The 13837-nt window shown below is 39.3% G+C and carries 15 protein-coding genes; all 15 read right to left on the reverse strand.

Annotated elements, in window-relative coordinates; translation table 11 throughout:
• Positions 1-78: 78 nt before the first annotated feature.
• From ACFW35_RS10145 to fliQ, 15 genes are read right to left on the reverse strand one after another with little or no spacing between them, the layout of a single operon-like run.
• Complete coding sequence (locus ACFW35_RS10145; RefSeq protein WP_379845498.1) at positions 79-513, reverse strand: DUF6115 domain-containing protein; 435 nt, start codon at positions 511-513, stop codon at positions 79-81.
• A gap of 10 nt (positions 514-523) precedes the next feature.
• Complete coding sequence (locus ACFW35_RS10150; RefSeq protein WP_379845500.1) at positions 524-790, reverse strand: hypothetical protein; 267 nt, start codon at positions 788-790, stop codon at positions 524-526.
• A gap of 16 nt (positions 791-806) precedes the next feature.
• Positions 807-2177, reverse strand: a complete 1371-nt coding sequence (locus ACFW35_RS10155; RefSeq protein WP_379845501.1) for a DUF342 domain-containing protein — start codon at positions 2175-2177, stop codon at positions 807-809.
• Positions 2178-2189: 12 nt separating this feature from the next.
• Complete coding sequence (locus tag ACFW35_RS10160) at positions 2190-2954, reverse strand: FliA/WhiG family RNA polymerase sigma factor (protein ID WP_379845503.1); 765 nt, start codon at positions 2952-2954, stop codon at positions 2190-2192.
• Between the two features lie 35 nt (positions 2955-2989).
• Positions 2990-3478, reverse strand: a complete 489-nt coding sequence (locus tag ACFW35_RS10165) for a chemotaxis protein CheD (protein ID WP_379845505.1) — start codon at positions 3476-3478, stop codon at positions 2990-2992.
• Entirely contained in the window at positions 3471-4103 is a 633-nt protein-coding gene (locus ACFW35_RS10170; RefSeq protein ID WP_379845507.1) for a chemotaxis protein CheC, read from the reverse strand. Before ACFW35_RS10170 ends, ACFW35_RS10165 begins: the two co-directional genes overlap by 8 nt.
• Before the next feature lies 1 nt (position 4104).
• Complete coding sequence (locus ACFW35_RS10175; RefSeq protein WP_379845508.1) at positions 4105-4569, reverse strand: chemotaxis protein CheW; 465 nt, start codon at positions 4567-4569, stop codon at positions 4105-4107.
• Positions 4570-4585: 16 nt separating this feature from the next.
• The gene (locus ACFW35_RS10180) at positions 4586-6589 is read right to left on the reverse strand and encodes a chemotaxis protein CheW (protein WP_379845510.1); all 2004 of its coding nucleotides are present in this window, start codon (positions 6587-6589) and stop codon (positions 4586-4588) included.
• Positions 6590-6607: 18 nt separating this feature from the next.
• On the reverse strand, positions 6608-7657 hold the full coding sequence (locus tag ACFW35_RS10185) for a protein-glutamate methylesterase/protein-glutamine glutaminase (protein WP_379845511.1): 1050 nt from the start codon (positions 7655-7657) through the stop codon (positions 6608-6610).
• Positions 7658-7665: 8 nt separating this feature from the next.
• Complete coding sequence (locus ACFW35_RS10190) at positions 7666-8523, reverse strand: MinD/ParA family protein (protein WP_379845513.1); 858 nt, start codon at positions 8521-8523, stop codon at positions 7666-7668.
• Positions 8516-9640, reverse strand: coding sequence for a flagellar biosynthesis protein FlhF (gene flhF / locus ACFW35_RS10195; RefSeq protein WP_379845515.1), 1125 nt, complete (start codon positions 9638-9640; stop codon positions 8516-8518). Before flhF ends, ACFW35_RS10190 begins: the two co-directional genes overlap by 8 nt.
• The gene (gene flhA / locus ACFW35_RS10200) at positions 9640-11673 is read right to left on the reverse strand and encodes a flagellar biosynthesis protein FlhA (protein WP_379833829.1); all 2034 of its coding nucleotides are present in this window, start codon (positions 11671-11673) and stop codon (positions 9640-9642) included. The genes flhF and flhA overlap by 1 nt, the downstream gene beginning before the upstream one ends.
• A 23-nt stretch (positions 11674-11696) precedes the next feature.
• Positions 11697-12776, reverse strand: a complete 1080-nt coding sequence (flhB, locus tag ACFW35_RS10205; RefSeq protein WP_379845516.1) for a flagellar biosynthesis protein FlhB — start codon at positions 12774-12776, stop codon at positions 11697-11699.
• Between the two features lie 4 nt (positions 12777-12780).
• Complete coding sequence (gene fliR / locus ACFW35_RS10210) at positions 12781-13554, reverse strand: flagellar biosynthetic protein FliR (protein WP_379845518.1); 774 nt, start codon at positions 13552-13554, stop codon at positions 12781-12783.
• Position 13555: 1 nt separating this feature from the next.
• Positions 13556-13828: a flagellar biosynthesis protein FliQ gene (gene fliQ / locus ACFW35_RS10215; protein ID WP_066289449.1), complete on the reverse strand. Its 273-nt coding sequence runs from the start codon at positions 13826-13828 to the stop codon at positions 13556-13558.
• Between the last annotated feature and the right edge of the window lie 9 nt (positions 13829-13837).

The raw sequence follows: 13837 nt of genomic DNA on the forward strand, positions 1-13837 counted from the left end.
AATCCGCAAACGTGTGTGATTAACACCGAGAAATAATATAACATATTTCGCGTAATTTCCGCAAGTCATTTTGGCATGTTAACCATAAAATTTTAAAAGCAGCTCAATTTCACCTTTTCCTCTATTCAGCATTTTAGCTATCTGTTCTGCATTATAACCTTGCTTTGCTAAAATTATCACCTTTTGTGTATCAGGTTTTGTTTCAGATTCAATATGTACTTCATCATTTTCTTCATTTAATGTAATACTGTTTATTGTTTCAATTCCTGTTTCAATTGTTTTTTCGTGAATTTTATGTCTATCTTGCTCATTTTTGCTGCTGAAATCAGAGATTAGTTTGTGCAGCCGCTCATTTTCGTATCTCATCTCCTGTGAAAAAAGCTCCAGCAGCTCTTCAATATGATCTGTTGATTCAGCATTTTTATTATTCTCATCAATTTTTTTCCAAAGTGAATATATAAAATAAATACAGACAACATTTAATACAAGACTAATAAAGATAATACCGTTCACAGCTTTTCACCTATCCTGAATAATCAATTTCCTGCCCTTTAAACGGATGCTTTGCAAGCAGCTGGGTTGATTTACTTGTTTCTCCCGTATGCAACACACTATTCTCTGTTCGTTCTTTTGCAGAGACCTTTTTGGATTCATTCAATTGTTTTTTACGATCTTGTTCTGAAAGTTGCGCTTGGTGAATCATGCCTCTTTGTGCTAAATCAGTCGCGGTTTTTCCGGCATCCATTGTTCGCGGGATTGCCACTTGAAGTTCTATTAATTTCAAGCTCATGTTCTACACCCGTTCTTTATAAGGAATTTATGATTATTTCTTTCTCTTCCATATAAACTTTTGCTGACTGGAATGGAGACTGAACTCTTCGTTTATATTTTCCAATACTGATTTCTACATTTGGATGCAATGTTCCTTTAATAATGACATGAGACGAGTTACTTTGATCTTTTATAGCAGCGAAATTATTTTTCTCTGTATAAAGTTCTGATAATTTTGCAGAAGTTTGATTGATCGTATTGTCTATTTTACCGACCGTTGCCTGATCTATTCTATTGCTATTTCCTGCTTGTCTGATCAAAGCATCTTTTAGCTGCTGCAGCTTTTCAAGGTTAGTCTGCAATTCATTTATTTTTTCATCATCAATAAATACTTGATTGAGTTGCGGTTCCTGCAATTTCATATATATCAACGTTTTTGAATACGTTTCATTTCCAATTTCATTAGCAGTTATCATGTTCTGGGCGATACATGTACCACCTGCTATGTTCCCTTTTCCGTTTACACAAATGATGCTTTTTCCTGCTTCACAATAACTGTGCAAAATAGATTGGACAGCTTCAATATTTTCACCTGCCATTATGTTCCCTTGATTAATATACAGACTAGTGAAGTTTCCACCGCAGCGTATTAATCCTTTTCCCTGACCGAGTACCCCGCCGCCCACAACAATATTGCCGCCAGCTACAATTTCTGCTGCCTCAACTAATCCTTCTATCCTCACATCACCTTGTGCATTAATTTTGAAGCCCGACGGTACATCACCTGTAACATGAACATTTCCAACAAAATCAATGTGTCCCGTTTTTAATGACAGATCTCCGTCCACTTTATAAACGGGATAAACATTCACACAGTTTGATCTATAACTTACTTCACCGCTCGCGGCTGCATAAACTCCTAAATTCTCTTCATTAAAAACGGTATTCTCCCCATTTTTTACTTTTAAGTCTTTTCCTCTTTTGGCTGGAATAGTTTCACCAAAAACAGTAATCCCGGGTGTACCATCAGAAGCTTTCCGTTTCCGCGCAATGAGCTGTCCGAATGAAACAGTCGGAATTGTGAAAAGACGCTTAAAATCAACCTTATCATTTTCCGGATTATTTATTAATGAATGCGCCTCTGCAGCAGGTATTAATTTTGCAGGTTCACCATGAACAGGCAGTATCCCTTTAGCGATTTCCAACGGAGAGTGAATGATCTCGATATTTCCTGCAATTTCACGAATTACTTCACTCTGAATTCCTTGCTTAATTCCTTTTGAATTAATCCAGGCGGCTAGACGATCATAGGTTACTTCTTCAGGATTAATTTCAACGTCGCTCTTTTTTACTAAAATCGCTATCGTATCTTTTTCTAAAAATTTTATAGTGAACCACTGATCCATTACTCTAACCCCTTACATGTATCGTTGTAAAACCTGCCTTATTCTAAAAAGTGCTTTTGAATGAATTTGAGAAATTCTTGATGTAGATAAACCAAGCACTTGTCCAATTTCAGTCAGAGTTAACTCCTCAAAGTAAAACAAACTTACAACAAGTTGCTCTTTTTCAGATAGTTCTTTTATAACGAGAGCAAGTTCACCGTGAAGTTCTTCCTGAAGCAAACTATTTTCAGGAGTTATTGCTTTTTTATCTTCTATTGTATAACTTACTTTTTCCCTGCTCTCAGTTTCCTTGTTTTCTTCATCAATGGATAATACATTAGCCATGAAACTTTCGGACATTACGGTTGTAACATCATTCTCTGAGAGACCGAGCTCATCTGCAACTTCTTTCGCACTTACAGAACGAAGATTCTCTTGTTCTAGTTTTTCTATTGCAGCTTCTACTTTTTTTGTTTTCTCCCGAAGACTGCGTGGCAGCCAATCTTCTCTTCGAAGACCATCTAATATTGCTCCGCGGATTCGAAAGGAAGCGTAAGTATCAAATTTCAAGTCGCGTTCTGGCTCGAATTTCTTTAAAGCATCATACAAGCCGAGCATCCCGAGGGACCGGAGTTCATCTCTGTTGACGCTTTTTGGCAGTCCAACCGATATTCTTTGAACATGATAGTTAACAAGAGGCAGATAGGCACGAAGCAATTCGTCACCTGCTTCTCGATCACGGCTAGTATTCCACTTTTCCCAGCAAGATTGTTCTTCTACTAAAGATGGCTCCGTCATGGTAATCCTCCTCGTTTTATTACCGATTTCTCGGCTTAGATAATTTTTGTGCCTTTATTTACTGTTTTAATTGTCAATTGAGAATTTTCGGGATTGAATTCAATTGTTCTCCCGCTGTTTCCCCCGACATCACTCGCAATAAGCGGAATACCGAGATGGTAAAGATGAAGCTTTACACTCTCAACATTTCTTGGACCGATTCTCATCATTTCGCTTCCAGAAGAAAATTGAAACATTTGGGCTCCTCCCGCTATTTTCGCTTTTATGCTTTTTGCAGCAGCACCTTTTTTTATAAGCATGTCATATAGAGCGTTTACAGCGGTATCCGCGAATTTTCCTATATTAGTAAAAGTTGACTTGATCAAAGCAGATTCAGGCAGCATCACATGTGCCATTCCGGCTATTTTTTTGCCTTCATCATATAAAATAACTCCTACGCAAGAACCAAGACCTGTTGTTCTTATTGTGTCAGGAGGGGATACGAGGTTGATATCCGCTATCCCAACTTTTATAATTTCACTCATCCATCGGAACTCCCAGTGCATTAAAAATTTTTGCGAATGACTTAGGATCAGGCAATAAGAAAAAGTGTCCTTTTACTTCATCTAATCTTTTCATATCTGTAAAAGCAGTATCTATTACAATTGCAAAGTCGCTGACTGCAGATATTTCTAAAAGCCCAAAACTAAGGATTGCTCCTGCCATATCTATACTCGTTGCCGGAACAGATGGCTGCAGACTGAGCCCTGTAAAATCCGAAAATGATGTAAGGTACGACCCTGAAAGGATATTCCCTACTTCCTGAAGAGCAGAAATTGTCATCTCTGAGTGTACGCCTTCAGTAAGCTGGACAACTTCTCCCCCTAATAAGTCCCCTAGAAGCTTTTCCGCTTGTGCGATTGGCAGCATAAAGAACATACATCCTGGTGCATCTCCAACAATCCTTAAAAAAACAGATGCTACAATATTTTCCGAACCTCCGACCATCTCCGTGATTTCCTCGAATGAGATAACTTTTACAGATGGCACTTTCATATCAACCGCTTTATTCAGCATGGTGGACAAGGCAGTTGCTGCATGACCGGCTCCAATATTGCCGATCTCCCGCAGAATATCTAGATGAATATGATTGATTTTTGTGAAATCCATATTACTTTCCGCTTTCTAAAGGTTGAAGCACAGTGAGCTTTTCCGGATTTAACACTTTAGTAAGGTTCAATAAGATAAGAAGACGTTTCTCTATCTTTGCAACTCCTTGAATATATTCAGCATCCACCCCTCCTACAACTTCGGGAGGAGGTTCAATTGAATCTGCTTCCAGGTCAATAACATCGTTTGCAGAGTCTACAATTAATCCAGCTTCAATAGTTCCTACTGATACGATGATGATACGTGTGCTGTCTGTGTAATCCGTTTCTTCTATATCAAATCGTGAACGCAGATCAATGATAGGAGTTACTACACCTCTTAAATTAATGACTCCTTTGACAAAAGGAACTGTCCTTGGAATCCTCGTAATATGCTGCATTCTTTCAATGGACTTTACCTCTTGAACAGGTACAGCGTATTCTTCATCTTTTAATTGAAATATGATTACTTTTTGTTCGTTTAACATTTGGACACCCACCTATTTATTTGATTAGTGCATTGCAATCTAGAATTAATGCTACTTGTCCATCGCCTAATATGGTTGCACCAGAGATAGCGAAAACAGATGACAGATATTGGCCCAGTGATTTAAGAACGATCTCTTGCTGTCCAATGAATGAATCAACAACAAGGGCTGCCATTTTGTCCCCTTTTCTCACAACAACTACAGGAACATATTCACTTGCTTCCATGGCAGATGGTACTTCGAATATTTCTTTCATAGCTACTAAAGGTACAACTCTTCCGCGGAAATCCATCACCTTTTGATTATGTGCAGACAATATCTCTTCCTTTTTAATAATTGCTGTCTCAATGATAGAAGAAAGCGGAATCGCATATTTTTCTTTTTGAACTTCAACAAGCATGACTGACATGATTGATAGTGTTAAAGGAAGCTGAATGGAAAAGATTGTTCCATATCCTGCTGTTGAATCTACAGAAATCGAACCGCCTAATGACTCGATCTTGTTCTTTACAACATCCAGTCCTACTCCGCGACCTGAGATGTCAGAGATAACTTCTGCTGTTGAAAAGCCAGAAGCGAACAATAATTCAAAACACTGTTTATCGGTCAAATTTTCAGACATTTCTTTCGTGATGATTCCATTTTCTAATGCCTTTTCTAATACTTTTTGACGGTTAATACCTGCTCCGTCATCTTCAATCTCAATAAAAACGTGGTTGCCGCTATGATAGGCTCTTAAGTAGATCGTTCCTGTTTCATCTTTTCCTGAAGCGCTTCGGACCGATGGTTTCTCTATACCATGGTCTATAGAATTACGCAGTAAATGTACGAGAGGATCACCGATCTCATCTATTACAGTACGATCCAATTCGGTTTCTGCACCAACAATCTCAAGGTTCACGTTTTTGCCCAAGTCTTTTGCAAGACCGCGAACCATGCGAGGAAAACGATTAAATACTTGTTCAACCGGCACCATGCGCATTGTAAGAATAATATTTTGCAAGTCTCCTGAAACACGGGACATTCGTTCTACTGTTTCATTAAGTTCTGCATTTTTAAGCATTTTAGAAATCTCTTCAAGGCGTCCGCGGTCGATAACTAGTTCCTCAAAAAGGTTCATCAATTGATCCAGTCTTTCAATATTAACCCTTATTGTTTTCCCAGCTGATGTACCGCCGGCACTGCTAGCTGAAGAGTCGTCCTTTTTTGTTTCATTTGCTGCATTTATTTTTTCTGCGGAATGTTCGCTTTCCGTATGTACTGAGTCGTTAAGCCTTTCCGTATTAATCTCTGAAACAACTGCTTCGTCAACCTCGGAAACTTTCATAATCCGCTGCTTTATTTCTTCACCAGTTTCTTTTGTAAGAATCGAGAGTTTGAAATCTGATTCAAACTGTTCTGCTTCAAGCATGTCCACAGATGGGATGGATTTTATAATTTCACCGATCTGCTCTATCACTTCAAATACCATATAAACTCTTGCTGCTTTCAAGATACAGTCTTTGCGAAGACTGATAGAAAGTTCGTAAGCGTGAAAACCTTGTTCTTTTGATTGCAAGATGATCTGTTTTTCGTATTGATCAAATGATTGAGACAATTCAGCAGCCTTATCGGCTTTATGAGCTACAGACTTTGTCATTTCACCTTTTTCAAGTGCTTCCAAGTCCCGCACAGTGTCCGAGACATCACGCTTTCCGCTGCCGCCTTCTGAAATCTCAACTACCATTGCTTCCAAATGATCAAGTGATGTGAACAGTACATCGAGTACTTGTGTAGTCACAGTAATCTTTTTATTTCGGATGGCATCAAGCACATTTTCCATGCAATGTGTTAAGTTTGCCAGGTCCTCATAACCCATCGTTGCTGACATTCCTTTTAACGTATGGGCAGAACGGAAAATTTCATTAACGATTGATAATTCTTCAGGTGTTTTTTCAAGCAAAAGCACCTGCTGATTAATAGCTTGAAGGTGTTCTTTGCTTTCCTCTATAAATATGTCTAGATATTGAGTCATTTCCATTTTTAAAACCCTCCCATTTTACAAATTGTTCTGAATAGCACGTGCAATTGAACCTAGTTGTACGACTTCATCTACTTTTTTCGTCAGCACAGCCGCTTTAGGCATTCCATAGACGATGCACGATTCCTCCGCTTCAGCTATTACCGTGGTCTGGCCTGAATTCTTTAACTCTAGGATACCAAGCGTGCCGTCAGATCCCATGCCTGTCATAATGACTGCCACTTTATGATAGTTTTTTAGTTTTGCAGCGCTTTCAAACAGAACGTTAACAGCTGGTCTGTGGCCACCCACTGGGGGTTCTTTATCAATGGTGAGAAACGCTTGTCCCAGCTTTTCCCGCAGGCGTACATGGTACCCTCCAGGTGCGATATAAACGGTTCCTTTTTTAATAGATTCATTTTGTTCAGCTTCTTTCACCTTAACTTCAGAAAGTGAATCAATCCTGTTAGCTAACGACTGCGTAAAGCCAGGCGGCATATGCTGGACAACAATTATTGGTGCATCAATATCTGCAGGAAGACTCGAAATTACTTCTTGCAATGCGCGTGGTCCGCCAGTGGAAGTTCCTATTAAAACAAGTTTAGAAAGATTGTTTTTCTCTTTCTTTTCTATACGCTTTTCCGTTCTATTCACATTCGGTATACGCGCTGTAATTAATGGTTTCAGCTTTGCTTTAGACGATGTAATGACTTTTTCAATCAAGGCAGCCTTTACTTTGTACAAATCCAGTGAGATTGCTCCAGAAGGTTTTGCAATGAAATCTATCGCACCAGCTTCCATTGCTAGAATCGTATTTTCAGCCCCCGCTTTCGTTGTGCTTGAAAGCATGATGATCGGTACAGGATGCTGCTTCATAATTATTTTCACGGCTTCTATTCCATTTAAGACAGGCATTTCCACATCCATCGTCACAACATCAGGCTCTAGTTTTTTGATTTTATCAATGGCCTCTTGACCATTTTTCGCTGTATCCAAAACGTTTATCCTAGGATCTTCGGATAAAAATTCTTTGATCAGCTTTCTCATAAACGCAGAATCGTCTACTACGAGAACCGAAATTTGTTTCACTTTAGCATCTACCTCTCACTAAATAATGACTTTAACCTGCTGATAAATGATTTATAGGATGCTTTTTGCTGCAGTGCAGCTCCTGTATAAGTTCTGGCTAGATCAGCAATTGCACGTGATGCTTCAGACGCCGGTTTATTTAAGGTAAATGGAACTTGTTTTTTTACCGATTCCAGCACGGTTTGGTCTAACGGAATCATTCCTAAATGAATGAGATCTTTATTTAAGAACTGCTTGCATACATTCGTTAATTTATGAGAAGTTTCGCGCCCTTCACGCTCATTTTCACAACGGTTAACTGCTAGATAGAATGGAAGTGTGCTATCTTTCGCATGAATGAACTTCATCATCGAGTAAGCATCTGTAATAGATGTAATTTCAGGCGTCGCAATCACTAAAATTTCATGGCTTGACAGAATAAACTTCAATGCCGTTTCAGTAGCCCCGGCTCCCATATCGAGAAAGATAAAGTCGTAGAATGTTTCAAGTTCTTCAAGCTGCTTAAGAAAATAATCCAGCATACCATCTGTTATGAGGGCAAGAGAACCAAAATTTCTGCCGCCGGCAATCGTATGCAAACCTTCTTTGCCTTCTTCAATGATTTCCCAAACTGACAATTGGTTTTGAAGCAGATCCATAATATGCTTAGGTGCTCTTCTCCCTAAGATTAAATCCACATTGCCCATTCCAACGTCCAGATCAATAACGAGTACTCTTTTTCCCATTTTGATAAGCGAAAGAGCCAGATTCACCGTGATATTCGTTTTGCCCACTCCGCCTTTTCCGCTTACAACAGATATGACCCTTGCGCTTTGGGCGGATGATAACATTAATTGCTTTCTAAGACTCTCAGCTTGATCAATCATGTTTCAGCTTTTCCTTTAATAGCATCTGAATCAGTTCTTCCGCGTCTGCTTCAAACATATCATCTGGCACATTTTGTCCGTTTGTTATATAGCCGATAGGAACTCCATGATTAATGGAAAGGTTTAATAATGCACCAAATGTTGTCGTTTCATCTTTCTTTGTAAAAATCACTTTATGAACAGGAAGACTCTTAAACTGACTATATATCGTTTCCATGTCCTTATATTTTGAAGTAAGCGACAATACGAGATAATTTTTCATATTTTTATCAAAATGAACGATTCGCTGAAGCTCTTCAATATAAAACCGGTTTAAAAAATTTCTTCCTGCTGAATCAACGAGTACTAAATCATAATCTTTAAATTTTTCTTTCGCTTTTTTGAAGTCATCAGCCGTATACGCCACTTCACAAGGAATGTTTAATATTTCAGCATACGTTTTCAGCTGTTCAATCGCTGCAATTCTATATGTATCAGTTGTTATAAAAGCAACTTTTTTACCGTCCTTCAGAACTGCTTTTGCCCCAATTTTAGCGATTGTAGTTGTTTTTCCAACTCCTGTAGGGCCAATCAAATTTAAGAATTTTGTTTCATAATGAAACCCTCCAAAATCACTCCTTTTCATTCGTGCACTCAGCCAGTCTGTTATCCATTTATTCCAGTCATAACCTTGTGCTTCATCTTTATCAAACGAACGATATTTGCTGTTTAATTGGGCAATAAGCTCTTCGGAAATACTCGGTTCAAGTTCTTGAAGCTGCAAAAAGGTTCGCCATTCTTCTGCGAATTCCGGCATAGGTTCACTATCTTTATTCTGTACACTCAGGTTGTGCACCATTTTTTTTAGCTGGCGTATTTCCTGAGTAAGCTCTTCACCTTGGACTGACTTATGAACAGGTTCGTTACTTATTGCTGCAGCAGGCTTCTTTGGAGCATGGTAATCTATATCCTGATCTAAGCCTGCAAAAATCTCGATATTCTTTTTTGTGAAAAATCCAAGGAATCCTCCAGCCTGTACTTCCCTCGTATTTAAAATTACTGCGCCGCTTCCAAGATCTGCTCTTACAAGCTTCATAGCTTCTGGCAAGCTGTTTGCTGTATACTTTTTAACCTTCATTAAATATTCACCACCCCAACACTTTTGACCTCAAGTTCAGGCTCTAACTCGTTATATGACAATACTGCTACATCCGGGAGGTAGCGTTCGATCAGCTGCCGGACATACATCCTTACAGCAGGAGAACACAATATGACGATCGACTGATCAAAGCTTCTTCCTGATTCTAATTCCCTTGTGATGCTGTCAAATATTGATTGTGAATCATGCGGGTCCAGTGACAGATAATTGCCGTGTTCAGTTTGCTGAACAGAATCTGCAATCTTTTTCTCAACTGATCCCCCAAGCGTAATAACATGCAAAGGTTCGTTTTCTGCTACATAGCTTTTAGAAATTTGTCTGGATAATCCTTGTCTGACATATTCGGTTAGAAGATCTGTGTCCTTTGTCATTTTGGCGAAATCTGCTAATGTCTCAAAGATTATGGCTAGGTTGCGTATTGAGATGCGTTCTTTAAGCAATTTGGACAAAACTTTTTGAATTTCCCCGATCGTCAGTGCATCTGGAGTAACTTCTTCCACGATCGCCGGATAGGATTCTTTCAGATGTTCTACCAGCTGTTTAGTTTCCTGTCGTCCAATTAGTTCATGTGCATGTTTCTTAATGATTTCGGTTAGATGAGTCGACACGACAGATGGCGGATCAACTACTGTATAGCCGGAGAATTCCGCCCTTTCTTTCATTTCCTCACCAATCCAGATAGCAGGGAGGCCGAAAGCCGGTTCTACAGTTTCAATTCCTGTAATTTCTTCATCATCTATACCTGGGCTCATCGCAAGATAATGATCCAGCAGAAGCTCACCTTTTGCGACTTGGCTGCCTTTTATTTTGATTCTGTATTCATTTGGCTGAAGCTGTATGTTGTCTCTGATCCTGACAACCGGAACGATCATTCCGAGTTCGAGTGCCAGCTGTCTTCTGATCATTACGATTCTGTCTAACAAGTCACCGCCCTGAGAAGTGTCAGCGAGTGGTATTAAGCTGTACCCGAATTCAAACTCAATCGGATCGATCTGCAGAAGATTAACTACCGACTCTGGACTCTTAAGCTGTTCTGTCTGAATATCTTCTTCCACGACTTCTTCTTTTTCTTTTTGTTCACGCTCTGCTTTTAAGAGTAAGTAACCTCCACCCGCTAGCAATCCTCCGACTGTAATGGTAAAAAAATCATTTATCGGTGTGAAAAGTCCAAGCATAATGATCGTTCCGCCAGCTACAAAAAGCATAATTGGATAAGCCAACAGCTGTTTGCTGATATCGAAACCAAGATTTCCTTCTGATGCTGCACGTGTAACGATAATACCTGTAGCTGTTGATATGATAAGTGCAGGTATTTGCGAAACTAATCCGTCACCCACAGTCATTCGTGTAAACATCTCCGCACTCTCACCAAAGCCTAGACCCATTTGAACCATTCCAATAATAATTCCAAAGAGCATGTTAATCAGAACGATGATGATACCAGCGATTGCATCTCCTTTTACAAACTTGCTGGCTCCATCCATAGCTCCATAAAAATCCGCTTCGCGCTCTATCGTTTCACGTCTTTCTTTCGCTTCCCGATCGGATATCATACCGGCATTTAAATCAGCATCGATACTCATTTGTTTACCAGGCATCGCATCAAGTGTAAATCTTGCTGCAACTTCTGAAACCCGTTCAGATCCTTTTGTAATAACGATAAATTGAATGATTATAAGTATGAAAAACACGACAATACCTACGAGAATGTTTCCACCGACTACAAATTCCCCAAATGTATGTACAACATTTCCGGCATCTCCTTTAGATAAGATGCTTCTGGTTGTTGAAACATTTAGCCCTAGCCTGAAAAGTGTCACCAATAAAAGTAATGACGGGAATATAGAGAACTGGAGAGGCTGCGTTGTATTCATGGCAATTAATATAATTAAAAGTGCCAGAGAAATATTTACTATGATAAAGAAGTCCAACATAAAAGTCGGCATTGGTATGACCAGCATGGCGATAATCAAGATAACACCCGCTAATACACTTACGTCTCTAGCTTTCATCTGTATACTCTCCTATTCATTCCTTACACTTTTTTCTTGATGCGATAAACAAAGGCTAATATTTCAGCTACAGCTTTAAACAGATCCTCTGGTATTACTTGCCCGATGTCGACCCTGGCATAAAGCGTTCTAGCTAAAGGTTTATTTTCAACTGTCACGACATCATGTTCTTTGCCGATTTCTTTAATTCTTTGGGCGATCAAGTCAACACCTTTTGCTACAACGACAGGTGCATCCATTCCAGAATCATCATATTTTAAGCAAATTGCGTAATGAGTAGGGTTCGTGATGATCACATCTGCTTTTGGCACTTCCTGCATCATCCGCCTCATTGCCATCTGCCTTTGTTTTTCCTTGATCTTTCCTTTGATTTTCGGGTCACCTTCGGACTTTTTGTATTCATCCTTTATATCTTGTTTAGACATTCGAATGTTTTTCTCAAAGTCGTATTTTTGATACATATAATCGAGAAACGCAAGAAACAGCAAAACGAGCGAAGCGGCAAATCCCATCTTAATGGCCAGTCCGCCAAAAACAGGAAGTGAGGCTTCAATACTTACAAGTGACATTCTTAAGTAAACATCCCGCTCCATCCATAAGATGAAAAAGGTAACACCGCCGATTAGCAAAATCTTCAATAATGATTTGGACAGTTCAACAAGCGCACGCACCGAATAAATTCTTTTAAAACCTGACAAGGGGTTGATGCGTTCGAGTTTCATCTGAATCGCTTCGGTTGAAAGTAAGAATCCAACCTGCAGGTAGTTTCCAATGACACCTGCCGCCATTGCCGCTATCATTACCGGAGCCAGAATGATTGCAACCTCGATCGACAATTCCCAAAACAGCTTTGGGATACTTGTTTCAGTTACGTCAAATAAAAGATTTTTGTCCAGGCTATGTGTGAAGAGGTGCTTTAATCTTTCGCCCATCCAGCCGCCCATGAATGAAAGAAACATGACAGATACAAATAATACGATTGCAGCGTTAATATCGGCACTTTTTGCTACTTGTCCTTTTTTCCGGCTTTCCTGACGCTTTTTCGGGGTCGCTTTTTCTGTTTTTTCTTGTGAAAAATACTGTAATTTCATTTGGTATCTCATCTGACTAAGCAGCCCCTAACAATTCCATTAAATTGACCATGGTATCTCGCATCTGTTCGATCAGCATTTGAATCGACACAAAAAAGGCGGGCATAACAACTAAAAATAATACAAGAGCTATCAATATTTTTACCGGAAGACCGATAACAAAGATGTTCATCTGCGGAACCGTCCTTGCCACGATTCCCAGAGCCAAATCCGCTAAAAACAACGTTCCGACAATCGGAATCGCCATCTGTAATGCGACTAGAAACATTCCCGAAAATACACTGACCACAAATTTAGTCATGCTTCCGTTCCCAAAATTAGCAATTGGAGATTCCAGCGGAAGGAAGTTATAGCTGTAAAAGATTCCGTCCAAAAGCATGTGATGCCCATCTACCGCCAGCAGAAAGAGCATGGCAAATGTATAAAGGTATCTCCCCATCAAAGGCGTTTGAATCCCTGTCTGCGGATCAAAAACGTTTGCAATTGCAAAACCCATCTGCAAATCTATGAATCCTCCTGCTACTTGAAGTGCATAAAAGACGATAGCTGCAATAAAACCGATCGCTAGACCAATCATGGCTTCTTTAATGACAAGAAGAAGAAAGAATCCGTTTATAGGTACAGTCTCTGGACTGATGGCGTACAGCATGATCCATGATAAAAATAGAGAAAAACCGATTTTGTGCATAACCGGTAAATTTTTATTCGAAAATACAGGAATCGTTAAAAAAAATGCCGATACTCTAGTTAGTATTAATAAAAATGCCGGAAAAGAAAGTAAATCTATCATGTTATAAACCTATATATGTGTGCAGATTTTGAAAAATGTTCGCTGTAAATGCAAGGATCTGTGATAACATCCAAGGTCCGAAAAATACGAGACCTACCAAAACTGCGACAATCTTAGGAATAAATGCAAGAGTCTGTTCTTGTATTTGTGTAGTTGCTTGAAAGATACTGACGATCAGACCGACGACTAATGCTAAAGCAAGCAAAGGCCCACATAAGAGAAGTGTTATGTATACACCTTTTTCCGCTAAAGATATAACAAATTGAGAATCCATGTTTCCACC

This window comes from Fictibacillus sp. NPDC058756 (assembly GCF_042746035.1).
GTDB lineage: Bacteria > Bacillota > Bacilli > Bacillales > Fictibacillaceae > Fictibacillus.